15 protein-coding genes are annotated in these 15,566 nt (G+C 53.8%); 6 read left to right on the top strand and 9 right to left on the bottom strand.

Features of this window, described 5'->3' with window-relative positions; translation table 11 throughout:
* The first annotated feature begins 76 nt into the window (after positions 1-76).
* Positions 77-1,006: a LysR family transcriptional regulator gene (locus tag P349_RS15395; protein ID WP_050597486.1), complete on the top strand. Its 930-nt coding sequence runs from the start codon at positions 77-79 to the stop codon at positions 1,004-1,006.
* A gap of 38 nt (positions 1,007-1,044) precedes the next feature.
* Here P349_RS15395 and nhoA read toward each other — a convergent pair whose 3' ends face one another.
* Positions 1,045-1,890, bottom strand: a complete 846-nt coding sequence (gene nhoA, locus P349_RS15400; RefSeq protein ID WP_032647428.1) for an N-hydroxyarylamine O-acetyltransferase — start codon at positions 1,888-1,890, stop codon at positions 1,045-1,047.
* A 108-nt stretch (positions 1,891-1,998) separates the two neighbouring features.
* Between nhoA and P349_RS15405 the strand changes: the two genes are divergently transcribed.
* Complete coding sequence (locus P349_RS15405) at positions 1,999-2,571, top strand: flavin reductase family protein (RefSeq protein WP_032647430.1); 573 nt, start codon at positions 1,999-2,001, stop codon at positions 2,569-2,571.
* Positions 2,572-2,616: 45 nt separating this feature from the next.
* Here the strand turns inward: P349_RS15405 and fusA are convergent, their stop codons facing one another.
* Positions 2,617-4,716 (bottom strand): elongation factor G, encoded by a 2,100-nt coding sequence (fusA, locus tag P349_RS15410; protein ID WP_032647431.1) that lies wholly within the window; start codon positions 4,714-4,716, stop codon positions 2,617-2,619.
* A gap of 160 nt (positions 4,717-4,876) precedes the next feature.
* On the opposite strand from fusA, the gene P349_RS15415 reads away from it, so the two are divergent.
* Positions 4,877-5,179 (top strand): ArsR/SmtB family transcription factor, encoded by a 303-nt coding sequence (locus P349_RS15415; protein WP_024909591.1) that lies wholly within the window; start codon positions 4,877-4,879, stop codon positions 5,177-5,179.
* A gap of 58 nt (positions 5,180-5,237) precedes the next feature.
* Here the strand turns inward: P349_RS15415 and P349_RS15420 are convergent, their stop codons facing one another.
* Positions 5,238-5,693 (bottom strand): GNAT family N-acetyltransferase, encoded by a 456-nt coding sequence (locus P349_RS15420; RefSeq protein ID WP_032647433.1) that lies wholly within the window; start codon positions 5,691-5,693, stop codon positions 5,238-5,240.
* 165 nt (positions 5,694-5,858) lie between these two features.
* On the opposite strand from P349_RS15420, the gene pdxR reads away from it, so the two are divergent.
* The gene (gene pdxR / locus P349_RS15425) at positions 5,859-7,337 is read left to right on the top strand and encodes a MocR-like pyridoxine biosynthesis transcription factor PdxR (RefSeq protein ID WP_032647435.1); all 1,479 of its coding nucleotides are present in this window, start codon (positions 5,859-5,861) and stop codon (positions 7,335-7,337) included.
* A 26-nt stretch (positions 7,338-7,363) separates the two neighbouring features.
* Here the strand turns inward: pdxR and P349_RS15430 are convergent, their stop codons facing one another.
* Positions 7,364-7,999 (bottom strand): helix-turn-helix domain-containing protein, encoded by a 636-nt coding sequence (locus P349_RS15430; RefSeq protein WP_032647437.1) that lies wholly within the window; start codon positions 7,997-7,999, stop codon positions 7,364-7,366.
* 121 nt (positions 8,000-8,120) lie between these two features.
* Positions 8,121-9,452 (bottom strand): 2-hydroxycarboxylate transporter family protein, encoded by a 1,332-nt coding sequence (locus P349_RS15435; RefSeq protein WP_032647438.1) that lies wholly within the window; start codon positions 9,450-9,452, stop codon positions 8,121-8,123.
* Positions 9,453-9,857: 405 nt separating this feature from the next.
* Here P349_RS15435 and P349_RS15440 point away from each other — a divergent pair, with 405 nt between their 5' ends.
* Complete coding sequence (locus P349_RS15440) at positions 9,858-10,805, top strand: AEC family transporter (RefSeq protein WP_032647440.1); 948 nt, start codon at positions 9,858-9,860, stop codon at positions 10,803-10,805.
* Positions 10,806-10,837: 32 nt separating this feature from the next.
* Positions 10,838-12,523: an NAD-dependent malic enzyme gene (locus P349_RS15445; RefSeq protein ID WP_032647442.1), complete on the top strand. Its 1,686-nt coding sequence runs from the start codon at positions 10,838-10,840 to the stop codon at positions 12,521-12,523.
* Positions 12,524-12,567: 44 nt separating this feature from the next.
* On the opposite strand, the gene P349_RS15450 is transcribed toward P349_RS15445, so the two are convergent.
* From P349_RS15450 to P349_RS15465, 4 genes are all read right to left on the bottom strand, one after another.
* Complete coding sequence (locus P349_RS15450) at positions 12,568-13,569, bottom strand: Kdo(2)-lipid IV(A) acyltransferase (protein WP_032647444.1); 1,002 nt, start codon at positions 13,567-13,569, stop codon at positions 12,568-12,570.
* 182 nt (positions 13,570-13,751) lie between these two features.
* The gene (pptA, locus tag P349_RS15455; protein ID WP_024909599.1) at positions 13,752-13,982 is read right to left on the bottom strand and encodes a tautomerase PptA; all 231 of its coding nucleotides are present in this window, start codon (positions 13,980-13,982) and stop codon (positions 13,752-13,754) included.
* A 37-nt stretch (positions 13,983-14,019) separates the two neighbouring features.
* Positions 14,020-14,637, bottom strand: a complete 618-nt coding sequence (locus P349_RS15460; protein WP_032647446.1) for a glutathione S-transferase family protein — start codon at positions 14,635-14,637, stop codon at positions 14,020-14,022.
* Positions 14,638-14,678: 41 nt separating this feature from the next.
* Positions 14,679-15,566 carry an ABC transporter substrate-binding protein gene (locus P349_RS15465; protein WP_032647448.1) on the bottom strand — a complete coding sequence of 296 codons (888 nt, stop codon included), beginning with the start codon at positions 15,564-15,566 and terminating at the stop codon, positions 14,679-14,681.

Below are 15,566 nucleotides of genomic sequence, written 5' to 3'. Positions count from 1 at the left end.
GCAGGATTAATACGCTTTGCGTATTAATAGCCCTTACGTTATCGTGGATTTAGGAAAACAATAATCAGGTGCGGATATGCAGCATGAATTACAGGGAATACAAGCGTTTGTAAAAATTGCAGAAATCGGATGTTTTACAAAAGCGTCTCAATTTCTTCACATTTCACAACCAGCTTTAACACGCAGAATTCAGAAGCTGGAAGAGAGCCTGGGGACCACGCTGTTTGAACGTTCCACGCGCAGCGTTAAGCTCACAACTGTGGGACGGGAATTTTTACCTAAGGCAAAGAATTTAATCGATTTTTATGAAAGCTCGATCCTGAGTATTAAAGAGATGGCGACGCATCAGGCAGGGGTTATTACCGTTTCCTGTATTCCAACTGCTGCGTTCTATTTTCTGCCTTCCGTGATACGAGATTATAACAATGACTACCCAAACATCCGTATTCGCATACTTGAGCACAGCGCCAGCGATTGTCTCGAAGCGGTATTAAATGGCGACGCAGATTTCGGCATAAATATGATAAACATCACACATCCCAATATCGATTTTGCGCCGCTGGTGAACGAACCCTTTGTCCTGGCATGCCGACGGGATAATTCGCTGGCAAAAAAACCGCTGGTCACCTGGGACGATCTGGCAGGTATGAAGCTGATTGGCGTCAGGCGCTCCAGCGGAAACCGTTCGCTTATCGATCAGGCTTTCGAAAAGATGGACTGGAAACCGAACTGGTTTTACGAGGTGCGTCATCTGTCAACGTCGCTGGGGATGGTAGAGGCGGGTCTCGGGGTGTCAGTTGTGCCGAGTCTGGCGATGCCAACCGATGAACATCATGTCCTTGTCAGCCGCCCGCTGATAGAACCGGTTATCCGGCGAACGCTGGGGCTGGTACAACGCCGGGAAACCCCTCTCAGCCCGGCGGCGGAAAAATTCAGAGAGCTGCTTGTTCAGCTGTGGTCAGCGGAAAACAACAGTCCGTGGATTGGCAAGTTTACTCAACTGTAAGCCATGATACGACAAAGGGGCTGAGGCCCCTTTTCACATTATTTTCCCGCCTGAGGATGTGTATCGAAACCGGCCATCACCGCCGTCAACTCTGCAAGTGAAAAACCGTGCTTAGGATCGTCAACGCCCAGCCCAAAGCGTTCCCGCATCAGTTGGTAAAGCGCCTCAGCATCCGGCAAGTGGATCTGCTCCTCCACATGGCCATTCTGCCAGTGGGTAAAGTTGAAGTTAGTTAACGTCAGCTTGCCGCCATCAGGCAGATGGCGGCACATCAACAGATGATGACGGAAGTGCGACTGCGGCCAATGTGCTGACCAGAAATTCCCCATCACGTAATCACTGAAATACTGCGTCGTCAGGTCAAAGTGGTACATCGACTGCCAGTGCTCGTGGTGACGGAACTGCAGCACCCAGTCGTTACCCTCGCTCAGCAGACGATACAGACCGTGCGGCGTTTCCTGTTCTTCACTCGCGAGCAGACGAATCGGCGCCGTCAGCGTCTGGCCGCCAAACCCCACGTCCGCAATCCATCGCTCGCCGTTAAGCTCAACCAGCAGCAGGCGGTGCGTGCGGGGCGGCATTTGCGGTGGATTCGCTAATATCACGCGTCCCAGCACGCTGCGCACCGTAAAACCAACTTCGCGCAATACGCGTTCGAACAGGCCGTTTTGCTCAAAGCAATAGCCTCCGCGGCGCGCGGAGACCAGTTTGTCGACCAGATTCTGATCCTCAAGATGGATCTCTCGCGGCAGAACGACATCAATATTTTCAAAAGGAATCGCACAGTTGTGATGTAAATGCAGCGCGCGCAGGGTATCGATATCAACAGCGGTCGGTTGCGTCCAGCCGATGCGGGCGAAATAGGCGGTCAGGAATGGGGACATTAATCAGTTTCCTTTGATTGTGATGTTCTGTTTATAAACTAATTTTACGCACTCACTTTGATTTACGTGCTTTTTCGTCATACTCATCGATGTAGATGAGGAGATCCTATGAGCCACTTTCGCCCTGTTGAATTACGTCATGCCAGCCGTCTGCTGAACCACGGCCCTACTGTGCTTATCACCAGCAGGGATGAAAGCATCGACAGACGCAATGTGATGGCCGCCGCATGGTCAATGCCCGTTGAGTTTGAGCCGCCGCGCATCGCAATCGTGGTGGACAAAAGTACCTGGTCGCGCGAGCTGATTGAACGCAGCGGGAAATTTGGCATCGTCATCCCCGGCGTGGCGGCGGCCAACTGGACTTACGCGGTCGGCAGCGTCAGCGGGCGCGATGAAGACAAATTCAACTGCTACGGGATCCCGGTCGTGAACGGTCCTGAACTTGGCCTGCCGGTGATTGAAGAAAAATGTCTGGCGTGGATGGAGTGTCGGTTATTACCCGTCACCTCCGCGGCAGAAAAATACGATACGCTGTTTGGAGAAGTGGTTTCAGCGGCAGCCGATGAACGCGCGTTTGTCGCCGGACGCTGGCAGTTTGACGGGGATAAGCTGAACACCCTGCATCATCTTGGAGCCGGGACGTTTGTGGCGAGTGGGAAGATGGTGAAGGCGCTGGATTGAGAAAACCCTTCCCAGCCCTCTCCCTCAAGGGAGAGGGTGAACGTATTACTTCGCACGCCGTGAAATAATCTCATCCGCAACATTCCGCGGGGCTTCCGCAAAATGATGGAACTCCATCGTATACGTCGCGCGTCCCTGGGACATCGAGCGCAATGTCGTGGCATAGCCAAACATCTCTGCCAGCGGCACGTCAGCACGAATAATCTGGCTGCCGTACTGCTCCGCCATCCCCTGCACCATGCCGCGTCGGGAAGAGAGATCGCCCATAATGTTACCCGCGTACTCTTCCGGCGTTTCCACCTCCACGTGCATGATCGGCTCAAGGATTACCGGATCCGCCCTGCGGGCGCCCTCTTTGAAACCGAGGATCGCCGCCATGCGGAAGGCCATCTCCGAGGAGTCGACATCGTGATACGAGCCAAACGTCAGCGTCGCTTTGACATCGACGACCGGATAGCCCGCCAGCACGCCGCTGTTCATCGCTTCCCGCAGCCCTTTCTCAACGGACGGGATATACTCGCGCGGCACCACGCCGCCCTTAGTGGCATCTTCAAATTTAAAACCACTTCCGGGCTCCAGCGGCTCCAGGCTCAGCACCACATGACCGTACTGGCCTTTACCGCCGGACTGACGGACAAATTTGCCTTCGATATCCTTCACCGTTTTACGCAGGGTTTCACGATAGGTCACCTGCGGACGACCGATATTTGCCTCGACGCCAAACTCACGTTTCATGCGGTCGACGATAATCTCGAGGTGTAGCTCACCCATCCCGGAGATAATGGTCTGGCCGGACTCTTCGTCAGTATGCAGGCGGAAAGACGGGTCTTCCGCTGCCAGACGCTGCAGCGCGATCCCCATTTTCTCCTGATCGCCTTTGGTTTTCGGCTCAATCGCCAGCGAGATCACCGGATCCGGGAACTCCATGCGCTCAAGCGTAATGACGGCGTTCGGATCGGTGAGCGTGTCGCCGGTGGTCACGTCTTTCAGCCCGACACAGGCCGCGATATCCCCGGCGCGCAGTTCGTCCACCTCGTGGCGATCGTTGGCATGCATCAGCACAATACGTCCGATACGCTCTTTCTTCCCTTTCACCGGGTTGTACACCGCGTCACCTTTGCGCAGCACGCCAGAGTACACGCGGATAAAGGTCAGCTGCCCGACATACGGGTCGCTCATCAGCTTGAACGCCAGGGCCGAGAACGGCTCATCATCGCTCGGATGACGCTCGGCGTGCTGCCCTTTTTCATCCACGCCATCAATGGCCGGCACGTCCAGCGGCGACGGCATAAGCTCAATAACCGCATCGAGCATGCGCTGTACGCCTTTATTCTTGAACGCGCTGCCGCACAGCATCGGCTGGATTTCGCCCGAGATGGTGCGAATACGCAACCCTTTGATGATTTCCGCTTCCGTCAGGTCGCCCGTCTCCAGGTACTTATCCATCAGTTCATCGCTGGCTTCCGCCGCCGCAGAGACCATTTTTTCCCGCCATTCTCGGGCGGTGCTGACTAAATCATCCGGCACAGGCGCATAGGTAAACACCATGCCCTGCGTCGCATCGTCCCACAGAATGGTGCGCATCTTGATGAGATCCACCACGCCGGTGAAGTGATCTTCTGCCCCCACCGGGATGACAATCGGCACCGGATTGGCCTTCAGGCGTTCCTGCATCATCCGCACGACGCGGAAGAAATCAGCACCCGGACGGTCCATTTTGTTGACGAAGGCCAGTCGCGGAACGTGATATTTATTGGCCTGACGCCAGACGGTTTCTGACTGCGGCTGCACGCCGCCCACGGAGTCATACACCATCACGGCACCGTCGAGCACGCGCATGGAACGTTCCACTTCAATGGTGAAATCCACGTGCCCCGGGGTGTCGATGATGTTAATCCGGTGCGGCTCATATCCTCTGTCCATACCCGGCCAGAAGCAGCTGACCGCCGCGGAGGTAATCGTGATCCCGCGCTCTTGCTCCTGCGCCATCCAGTCAGTGGTTGCCGCGCCATCGTGTACTTCACCCAGCTTGTGGCTCATCCCGGTATAAAACAGGATGCGCTCAGTGGTGGTGGTTTTACCGGCATCGATATGCGCGGAGATACCGATGTTGCGATAACGTTCGAGAGGGATGGGTCGGGGCATGATATTTCCTTAAGTCTTATGACTTGTCTGTGACGACCAGGATGGTCGTGCATTCGTTCGTTTGCTATAATAGTCCTATTGTACGAGTATTATCGAACTATTTTTTAACGGTTGACCTATTGTTGATATAGCTCAATCTGACGCCATACGCAGGAAAACGATGATCCCAAACCACCCTGAAACTGAACAAATACTGCTGGAAAATGTGCTGTTTGCCCTCGGCAACCCCCTCCGGCTGTCGATAATTCGCCGGCTGGCCGATGGCAGCGAACTCAGCTGTAACGCGCTGCGCCCGGAAGATGTGGTGAAGTCTACGATGACCCATCACTGGCGCGTATTGCGCGACAGCGGCGTGATCTGGCAGCGTCCGCAGGGACGAGAAAACATGATTTCGTTGCGCAGAGAGGATCTGGATGCCCGCTTTCCTGGGCTGATGGCGATACTTTTACAGGCTAAATCGTAAGAGCATATCGGGTTAATGCCCCTTAATGATGTAAGGGGCATATCGTCAGCGAAGAGATTTATCTGACCTGCATACGATATTCAATCATCCCGCTTTTTTTCGCAATCCAGTCGTACAATCGTTGCCCGCGATAGTTGGCTTCATGCGTATGCCAGTAAAGATGACTGGCATGATGTTTTCTGGCTTCTCTCTGAACATATTCTATTAACTGTTTGCCAATATGTTTGCCCCTGACAGCTTCGCAGACATATAAATCTTCGAGGTAGCAGTAATCGCTCTCAGCCCAGGTCGAACGGTGAAAGAGATAATGCGCAAAACCCACTATTTCTCCATTACATCGTGCCACCACGCAGAATAGCGGCTCAACGGGGCTGAAAAATCGTTGCCAGGTTCGTTCTGTAATCGCCCCGGACAGATCGACGTTGTAAAACGCCTGATATTTTCCCCATAGTGGCATCCAGCTGTCAAAATCACGTTCTTTCACTGCCTCAATTGTCACGATCGTATTGTTCATATTGCCTCTTCTCTCACCCGTTTAATTCGTTTCAGGAAGAGTGTATTCGCTGAATGGCACGTTTTGCCCCGCCAATTCTCGCCATCAAAGCAGACCAATTTTTCATCCTGCTGCGTGCAGTATTGCTTTAGAATCAAGAGACACAGTGGAAAAGTGGACAACGTCATGTTTAAGCACGCGCAGCTTGAAACGGTTAAGGCATGGATTATCGACCCCGCTAACGGATCGCTACCGCTTCATGAAAGGATCCAGAGAGCAATACGGACGCTGATACTGGAAGGGGTATTATCTCACGGTAAGGCCCTTCCTGCTTCACGCGCGCTGGCGGCTTCTCTCAGCGTTTCCCGGGATACCATAGAAGTGGCCTACTCCAGCCTGCATGCCGAAGGTTTTATTGAGAGACAAACAGGCAGAGGGAGCTTCGTCTCTTCCAGCGCGCGCTTTTTAAAACCCAGTCCTCGACAGCATCAGCCAACCGCTGAGATACGAAAAGCAAAACTCAGCGTCCGAGGTAAGATCGTTTATGAAAGCGGCGGGATCCGCGAGTTTTCCTCCCCTCGTCCCCTTGCGCCCGGCATTCCAGAAACCCGCATGTTTCCCATTTCTACCTGGGAGCGTCTTCAGCGACAGGTCCTGAAGGAGTTTCAGCATCAGGCATTAGAGCAAAGTCCACCACAGGGTATAGAGCACCTGCGACGGGCCATTGCGGAATATGTCAACCTGGAGCGCGGAACGCGTGCGAGGGCAGAACAGATCATCGTTCTGACAAGTTCTCAACAGGCGCTTGCGCTCTGTTCCCACGTGCTGATGGATGCCGGAGACGGGATTGTCATTGAAGATCCCTCCTATCAAGGGGCACACAAAGCGTTCAACGCCGCAGGACTTCGCTGCATTCCGGTTCCTCTTGATGAAAAAGGCATCTCGGTTGACGCCCTGAATGCTCTGACCGAGCCAGCCAGGGCAATATACCTTACACCTTCTCATCAGTACCCTACCGGGGTGACACTCTCTCTTGACCGACGACTGGCAGTTGTCAAATGGGCAAACCATTACGGGGCCTGGATCATTGAGGATGACTATGACAGTGAGTTTCACTACGAAGGTAAGCCTATGGCCAGTCTTCAGGGGCTTGATACGTACAACCGGACAATTTATATCGGCACGTTCACCAAGTCTCTGTTCCCCGGGCTGCGTATTGCCTACATGATCGTTCCCTCAGAATTGACAGAGCCCTTTACCATGGCGAGGACATTGATGGATGGTCACACCGCCTCAATAACCCAGCTGACGCTGGCTAAATTTCTGGAGGGAGGCCATTTTGGTGCCTATGTTCGTAAGATGCGGGGAATTTATGTTGCTCGTCGCGACACGCTGGCAAGCCTGATGGATGCGTATCTTTCTGAGTATGTTGCCTGTGAAACACCAGCGGGGGGAATGCAAATGCCTTGTCATCTGAAACACGGAATATCCGAGAAAGAGATAGCCACCGCCTCCCGCCGCGCGGGTGTTGATATACTTGGGCTTACCGATTTATATGCAGGTCCCCCCGCGTCCACCGGTTTTTTGATGGGATTTGCTGCTTACACGGAAAGGGAAATAGAAGACGCTGTAAAAAAACTGGCCGCCATTTTCCGTCATGTTTGATGCGTCGACTGCTCAGCGGCGAATACTCATTCCGGGCGAGCAAGGCTATATACGGGGATCCGTCGGCTGGTCTTTGTCAGCGTATCAAAGACTTCGGTCTCCGACGTCACAATTCTCACGCCCATTTTCCTTAACCTCTGTACATCAGCCGCGATGCGCTGAATGCCAAACCAGAAAAGCCCGTCGAGTGCCGTCACAGACAGGCCGTTTTCCAGCGCCAGCTTGAGACGTTCCTTTGGGGCTTTGACCTGCTGGGCAATTTGCCTGTAAGGCACTTCATTACATCCTGTCGCGTCACTGCGCTGGATCCGCGTTTTCAGCTGATAGGTAAACTCGTCAGGTATTCCATCGAGATCCCTTTTCAGGCTATAGACGCAGCCAAAGCGCTTGCCGTTAAACAGAACATTTTTCTGACTGAGCTGAAGTTCTTTTCTGACAACGTCTATTAACTGGGGCGCACGGGTGAGAAGTAGCCTGAAGGGCAGCTCGAAGCTGGTGACGTAATCCACATTAAGCAATGCGAGACGCAACCGCTCCTCTGCCCCGGACTTTTGCTCACGACACTCTTCCATCACCTCCGCCCACTGGCGCGTCAGGCGGTCCGGCTCGGCGGCTTCGGTAAGGAGATATTTTTCAATCTGATAATCAACTCTTCCGGTCATCGTGTGGTATCCCGTCGCTGTGGATGCGGTAATTCTATACAGTACGGTGATATTTATAAAGGACTGAACCGCAGCGACATCCTGAAAATGTCGTTGCGATTCAGTATCCTGACGTTTCGAATCAGTGCGCCATAATCCAGCCCATCAGCAGCGTGGCGAAAATCACCGTCGACGCGCCGCCGATGCGGGTGGCGATCTGCGCGAACGGCATGAGCGACATCCGGTTAGACGCGGACAAAATGGCCACGTCCCCCGTTCCGCCCAGCCCGCTGTGGCAGCAGGTTACAATGGCCGCTTCCACAGGATACATATTCAGACGCGACGCGATAAAGTAGCCGCTCAGCGCCATCGCAATCACAACCGAACCGCATACCACCACGTATCCTACCGAGAACACCGACACCACGCTCTCAAGCGGCACGTATAACATCCCGAGGCCGATCATCAGCGGCCAGACCAGAGCAGCCGAGACGAATTTATAGCAACTGTGCGCGCCCTGCTCCATTGAGGCCGGGATCACCCTGAAGTATTTACACAGAACAGCAATCAGGATCATCAGCACCGGGCCGGGAATGTGGACCAGTTTTTCAAACAATCCGCCGACGATGAAAAACGCGCACACCATCAGTAACCCGCCGCCCATCAGATGAAAATCCGTCTGCTGCGTGCTTTGCGTCCCGGCAAACAGGCTGGCGTCGTCTTTACTCCGCGTAAGCATGCCATTTCCCGAAAGCGCAGGACGTTTCGCGCCGAGACGCGCCAGCGAGCCCGCACAAATAATGGCGAAGATATTCCCAACGACCGCAGCGGGTGCCAGCTGCGCAACGTACACGTCCGGCGTCTGCCCCAGTATTGCCGAATAGGCCAGAGACAGCGGCAAAATGCCCTCGCCAATTCCACCGCCAATGATGGGCACAATGATAAAGAAGAAGGTGTGGTAAGGCGTATAACCAAACAGTGAGCCCACAATGAGGCCGCTCAGCACGGCCATGCATGTTCCCGCCACCAGCGGAACAAACATGCGCATCATCCCCTGGATCAGCAGCACCCGGTTCATCCCCAGAATGCTGCCGACAACCAGGCAGGCAATCACGAAATAGAGCAGGTTCGCCTCTTTCATCAGCAGATGCACGGTATCAAGGGTATGTTTCCCGAATACACCAAAATAGACCAGCACGGAGGGCACCATCAGGCACAGGATCGCCGGGCCGCCGATATCTTTCAGCACCGGGATTTGACGCCCTACTTTCGCAAATGCGAAACCGAGGGTCATGATCACCGCGAGGCCACCTATCATATTTTTTGGCAGCAGCCCTGCCCAGGCGGATGTCGCCACAATCGCGGCAATCCCGACGAACAGCATCAACGGGACCGTGCCCACCTCGGTATTGTTAAGCCCAAAGGCAAAACGCGAGGTAGACAGCTCAGAAGTCGGTACAGGATTATCTTTCATATAATCACCTGAAAATTGTGTTCGGATATACAGAGAAAGGAATAATAGAAACTATTCCTGATACGAAAAAATGTTCTTAAATATAAATAATGATTTAGATGGCCTTTTCTAAAAACAGGCTCAGAGTGAAATTATCACGGGCCTGCAGGGAGAAATGTGAACAATTCGGCTCTTTGCCTTTAAATAACTTAATTCAGCATTAAGTAACTAAAGTTATTTGTGGCAACTCATGTCGCATTCTTGCGTCTTATCAATTTTTAACGCAAGTCTTACTTATCCAACTAATGCAATCTTTTTGAAATTAATAAAACCAGAGAGAGTGTGACACTTGTCACTCCTGCCCTGCTATCTAAGCGCTAGATTAGCGCTGCAATAAAACACATAAAATACCCTACAGGAAATACTATGCCTTCATTATTATTACAGTCACTGTTTCCGCTCGTCTTTATTATGTTACTTGGATGGCTAAGTGGAAAGCTGGGATATTCCCGGCGAGAAGATGCAAACGTCATGGCAACCGTGGTGATTCGTTTCGCCCTTCCTTTTCATCTTTTCATTGGTGCATTGCATACCGATCCCAATAAAATTAAAAACCTGACCTTTATGGCCGTCCTGGTTGTCGGTTTAATGGGGTCGTATTTACTGACGCTGTTTATTTCACGCTATGTTTTTCGCCACGATATCAAAACCAGCGCCATTCAGTCTCTGGTTTGCGCCTTTCCTGATATGGCCTACTTTGGCGCGCCGGTCCTGGCGGTATTGATTGGGCCGGAAGGATTTATCGGTGTGCTGATAGGTAACATTATCACCAGCGTTATCATGATCCCTCTGACTATCGTCCTGATTCGTATGGGTGATAAAAACGGTCATGATGGCCTGGAGGCACTGCACCCGGGGGCGATGATCGTGCAAAACCTCATCAAAGCGGCTCGCAACCCTATCGTCTGGATCCCGGTCTCCGGCGTCTTGCTCAGTCTCGCCGGTGTGCAAATCCCTTCCATTCTCAGCATGCCTATTGAGATGGTTGGCAAGGTTTCAGGCGGACTCTCCCTGTTTGCCCTCGGCCTGCTGTTTTACGGTGAACGTCCAAAACTGAACGTGCAGACATTTACCAATATCAGTATTAAAAACCTGATTCAGCCGGCAATGATGGCCGCCGCAGGGATCGCCTTTGGCCTGAGTCATACCTTACTGCAGCAGGTCGTAATTATTGACGCAACGCCTTCCGCTATTGCCGCGGGGATGTTTGCTTTACGCAGCGACACCTATATTGATACCGCATCCTCTTCCATATTAATTGGTACTGCCGTCGGGGTCGTGACCGAAGGCATTATGATCTATTTCATCTCTTAATCTGTTTTATATACAAAATTCAGGAGTTAACCATGTCCCGGAAAGAAGTTCTGTACACCCCTTACAATGGGGCCGTATTGCTGGAGAATCCGCTATTAAATAAAGGACTCGCTTTTATTAAAGAAGAGCGTGATAATTTTAATCTGCATGGGTTATTGCCGCACAACGTTGAAACCATTGAAGAACAAACCGAGCGCGCCTGGGTGCAGTTCTGTCATTTTAAAAGCGATATCTCGCGTCATGTTTACCTGCGAAATATTCAGGACACTAATGAAACTCTCTTTTACAATCTCTTGCGTTCGCATCTGAAAGAGACGTTACCGATTATCTATACCCCGACGGTCGGTGAAGCCTGCGAGCATTTCTCTACGATTTATCGCCGCGCGCGCGGCTTGTTTATTTCATGGCCTAACCGTCATCGTATTGATGAGATGCTGCAAAGTTTCTCACGCAACGACGTTCGCGTGATTGTGGTGACGGACGGGGAACGTATTTTAGGGCTTGGCGATCAGGGTATCGGCGGTATGGGCATCCCGATTGGTAAGCTGTCGCTGTATACCGCCTGCGGGGGGATCCATCCGGCCTCTACCCTCCCGATTATGCTGGATGTCGGCACCAATAATCAGCAACACCTCGACGACCCGATGTACATGGGCTGGCGTCATCCGCGCATCAGCGACGACCAATACGCTGAGTTTATGGATATGTTTGTCAGCACCGTGAAAGCACGCTGGCCCAATGTTCTCCTGCAGTTTGAAGACTTTGCGCAGAAAAACGCCACTCGCCTGCTCCAGCGCTACCGCGACCAGCTGTGCTGCTTCAATGATGATATCCAGGGCACGGCAGCGGTCACCGCAGGTACGCTGATGGCGGCGGCCCATGCGGCAGGCACCCGCATTCGCGATCAGCGAGTTGTCTTCCTGGGCAGTGGTTCTGCCGGATGCGGGATCGCTGAAAAAATTGTGGCGCTGATGGTGGATGACGGCCTGAGCGAGTCCGAAGCGCGCAGCCGGATCTTCATGGTCGATCGCTTCGGCCTGCTGACCGACGACATGACCAACCTGCTCGATTTCCAGAAAAAACTGCTTACCGCGCGCGACGCCGTTAGCCGCTGGCAGGTAGAGGCGAAGAATATTTCCCTGCTGGACGTGGTGAAGAACGCGCATCCTACGGTGATGATCGGCGTTTCAGGCCAGCCGGGGCTGTTCAGCGAAGAGATTGTCAAAGAGATGCATCGCCACTGCCCGCGTCCGATTATTATGCCGCTCTCAAACCCGACGTCGCGGGCGGAGGCCCAGCCTCAGGATCTTATCGCCTGGACCCAGGGAGCCGCGCTGGTGGCCACCGGCAGCCCGTTCGCGCCGGTATTCTGGGAGAATGCACACTACGAGATTGCCCAGTGTAACAACGCCTATATCTTCCCTGGTCTGGGGCTGGGCGTTCTGGCCTGTAACGCGCGCCGGGTCACGGAAGAGATGCTGATGGCAGCTAGCCGCAGCCTGGCCGCGCAGTCTCCTCTGGTCACCACGGAAAAAGGTGGATTGCTGCCGCCGGTAGATCAGATTGAAACGGTCTCACGCCAGATTGCCGTCGCCGTCGCCCGGGCTGCGATTGAACAGGGCGTGGCACCGGCGATAGATGATGAGACGTTGATGGCGCGTATCGAGAAGACGTGGTGGCAGGCGGACTATGCGCCGTACCGCCGATCCGCGCTGTAGCGACGGTCATGCCCTCACCGCAGGGTGAGGGCATCGCTGAGGCTTTAGTGCTGTATGCCTGATCGGTCAGAAAAATCGCTGGCGGAGAGAATATCACCCCGTGGTGCCACGCTCTTGCGGCGGTCATACCGGTCAGGTACACCTTCAGGACGCGTTTTGAAGCGCCGGTGCAGCCACATATACTGTTCTGGCGCCATCCGTACAGCGTGTTCAATCGCCCTGTTCATCTGCGTCGCCACGGCTTCTTTATCGCCGCCCTGCAACGCCTCGCTGATATCTTCCAGAATGATCAGCTCGTAACCGGTGCCATCCGCCTTACGGCGCGGCACAAAGGGAATGACGGCAGGCTTAGCGCTTTTGACCAGCATATAGCTTCCAGCGGTCGTCGCGGCATCCGGCACCGCAAAGAACGGCACAAATACGCTATTGGTTTTGCCATAGTCATGGTCCGGGGCGTACCACAAAATTTCATTTTGCTTCAGCGAGCGGATCATGCCCTTTAAATCATGACGATCGAGCATGGTTTTATTGGAACGCAGGCGCCCGCGCGTCTGAAGCCAGTCCAGCAGGGCATTATTATTAGGACGATACACCCCAATACCGGGGTTAAGCATGCCAAATATCCGCGCGCCCAGCTCAAGCGTCAGAAAATGCATCCCCACCAGCACCACGCCCTTTCCTTGCGCCCTGGCCTTTTCCATGTGCTCATAACCCCACACGGTAAAGTATTTCTTCACCCGCCACTCGGGCCAGAACCATGCCATCCCGGTCTCGACCACCCCCATTCCTACCGATTCAAAATTACGCTGCAGCAATGACTCTCGCTCCGCCTTTTTCATATCCGGGAAACAAAGCTCCAGGTTGCGGCGGGCAATTTCGACGCGGCGGGGAAGCAAGCGCATCGCCAGTCGACCAAGGCCATGACCGATTCTGAACAGAAGCGGATAAGGGAGCAGCATGATGAGCCACAGCGCGGCAATGCCGGCCCAGCTTAGCCAGTAACGGGGATGAAGAAAGGCGAATGAAAAACGGGGTAATTTTGTCATCAGAAAATTATCCTTTAACGTGTCTGTCCTTAATTGATTCTGTTGAAGATCTTTCCTAAGGATTAATAATATGTCAGCCAGAAACGTTAAGTGTAGCGGATAAGACAAAACGTATTTTTATCGATTTTTGCGAAAACGGGAAAACAAGCCGGGAAGGACTTATTCGCTCCCCGGCAAAGATCCTACATCGAATACCCGGGCTTCTTAATAAGCTCCTCCAGCTTCGGTCCAATTTCGGTATCCCAGACCTGCGCCTTCCAGTCTTCAGGCGCGATCTGGTTCAACGCCACCGACACGGAACTGTCTTTGCTGTTGAAATGGCGAATAATCACGTCGGCAATATCCGCCGCCAGGGCCGTTTTTTGTTCGTCGTTCAAATCACGGGGAAAACATTTGATATCTACGTGTGGCATGTGCAGGCTTCCGGTTGTGAATGTGGGTTACACGTTATCAGATAATATTGTTTGCCTTTAACACCTTGTGCAGTTCCGGTAGCTGACATACGGTGTCCGCAATTGCCGTGAATTTAGGGGTGTTTTCGGCAAACCAGGCATGACGGGGCCCCCAGGTGCGCGCCACCGCAATATACACATCCAGCAGCGTCAGCCGTTCCCCCAGCGCAAACGGGGCGGCCTTAAGCTGGCTTTCGAACCACAAATAGAGGGATTTCCGGTATGCGATGCAGTTTTTTTGCAGCTGTTCCGGCGCATCCGGCACCCAGCGTTCGGGATAGTCTGCATACGTAAATGTGGGATAGACGTTGGCCACAAACCAGATCAGCAGACGCTGAAACTGCTGGCGTTCGACCTGCCCCACGGGCGGAGCAAGGTCGGGACATCTGTCGAGCACCATCAGGGCAATCGCCGCCGTTTCTGTCATGATGGCACCATTTTCCAGCGCCAGCGTCGGCACCTGACACAGCGGGTTGAGCTTTTGCAGCAGCTCACGCTGCGGGCCGGGCTGGTCAAACCCGTCCACGTTGATAAATTGGTAAGGGATATCAGCCAGGGTTAGCATCACTTCACCGATCGCCGAGCCCCAGCCGGGTACGCCATAGAGTTTAATCATGTTGCCCCCTCAGGAGTGAAAATCCTAAGTGTAGAGCACCATTAGTAGGTTATCCCAGGCGGGTTGACCTCCGACTGTGCCACCGCTTCGCCCTGTTCGCCCCAGCGCGCCAGCACCTTCTGGTAATCTCCCCGCTTGATCGCGCCGTCCAGCGCCGCCTGTAACGCGTACACCAGCTCATTGCCTTTTTTGGTCGTGGTCGCGACATAGGCTTTTTTCGGCCCTAAACCGACCACGCGGGTTTTACCTGTGAGCGCCGCTTTATAGGCTGAAACCGACTGCGGTCCGAAGAACACATCCGCCCTGCCGGACTGGATATAGAGATTGCCCGAGGCATCATCGTGGAGATAAACCGGCAGCGCAGGCTCACGCCCCGCCTTTTTATTCTCTTCGTTCCAGCCCAGCAGAATGCGTTCCTGATTCGTACCGGAGCCGACAATCACCCTTTTCCCGGCCAGATCTTCCGCGCTTTTGATTGACTGGATCTCGCTGGTGGATTTCACCGAAAACGCCAGCGAGTCGACGCGGTAGGTCGCAAAATCAAACTTCTCTTTACGCTGTTCGGTCACCGCAATGTTCACCAGCGCCACGTCGTAGCGCCCGGAGGCGATCCCCAGCGGCCAGTCTTCCCACGCCGTCGGCACCAGCTTCAGCTTCAGCCCCAGGCTGCCCGCCAGCAGGCGGGCGATATCCGGGTCGCTGCCAATGCGCGTACGGTTATCGCTGGCCAGCAGCGCCAGCGGCGGGGAGTTCAGCATTGAGACGGCGACCGTCAGCGTACCCGGCTCCACGAATTTGTAACTGGCGGGGATCTTCGCCACGGCCTGCCGATCCACCGTCACCGGCAGCGGCTGCTCGTTGGCTTTCAAATCAATGCTGGCGTGGCTCGCCGTCGTGAAGACCAGCCCCGCCAGAAGTCCGTATTTCAT

Source organism: Enterobacter sp. DC4, assembly GCF_000568095.1.
Classification (GTDB): Bacteria; Pseudomonadota; Gammaproteobacteria; order Enterobacterales; family Enterobacteriaceae; genus Enterobacter; species Enterobacter pseudoroggenkampii.
This window is presented reverse-complemented; position numbering and strand designations above follow the sequence as displayed.

Coding starts and splice junctions, on each gene's coding strand:
- P349_RS15405 (WP_032647430.1), top strand. CDS start 1,999: ATGAGCCACTTTCGCCCTGTTGAATTACGTCATGCCAGCCGTCTGCTG.
- P349_RS15430 (WP_032647437.1), bottom strand. CDS start 7,999: ATGACCGGAAGAGTTGATTATCAGATTGAAAAATATCTCCTTACCGAA.
- P349_RS15465 (WP_032647448.1), bottom strand. CDS start 15,566: ATGAAATACGGACTTCTGGCGGGGCTGGTCTTCACGACGGCGAGCCAC.
- fusA (WP_032647431.1), bottom strand. CDS start 4,716: ATGCCCCGACCCATCCCTCTCGAACGTTATCGCAACATCGGTATCTCC.
- P349_RS15450 (WP_032647444.1), bottom strand. CDS start 13,569: ATGACAAAATTACCCCGTTTTTCATTCGCCTTTCTTCATCCCCGTTAC.
- P349_RS15445 (WP_032647442.1), top strand. CDS start 10,838: ATGTCCCGGAAAGAAGTTCTGTACACCCCTTACAATGGGGCCGTATTG.
- P349_RS15420 (WP_032647433.1), bottom strand. CDS start 5,693: ATGAACAATACGATCGTGACAATTGAGGCAGTGAAAGAACGTGATTTT.
- P349_RS15415 (WP_024909591.1), top strand. CDS start 4,877: ATGATCCCAAACCACCCTGAAACTGAACAAATACTGCTGGAAAATGTG.
- nhoA (WP_032647428.1), bottom strand. CDS start 1,890: ATGTCCCCATTCCTGACCGCCTATTTCGCCCGCATCGGCTGGACGCAA.
- P349_RS15460 (WP_032647446.1), bottom strand. CDS start 14,637: ATGATTAAACTCTATGGCGTACCCGGCTGGGGCTCGGCGATCGGTGAA.
- pptA (WP_024909599.1), bottom strand. CDS start 13,982: ATGCCACACGTAGATATCAAATGTTTTCCCCGTGATTTGAACGACGAA.
- pdxR (WP_032647435.1), top strand. CDS start 5,859: ATGTTTAAGCACGCGCAGCTTGAAACGGTTAAGGCATGGATTATCGAC.
- P349_RS15440 (WP_032647440.1), top strand. CDS start 9,858: ATGCCTTCATTATTATTACAGTCACTGTTTCCGCTCGTCTTTATTATG.
- P349_RS15435 (WP_032647438.1), bottom strand. CDS start 9,452: ATGAAAGATAATCCTGTACCGACTTCTGAGCTGTCTACCTCGCGTTTT.
- P349_RS15395 (WP_050597486.1), top strand. CDS start 77: ATGCAGCATGAATTACAGGGAATACAAGCGTTTGTAAAAATTGCAGAA.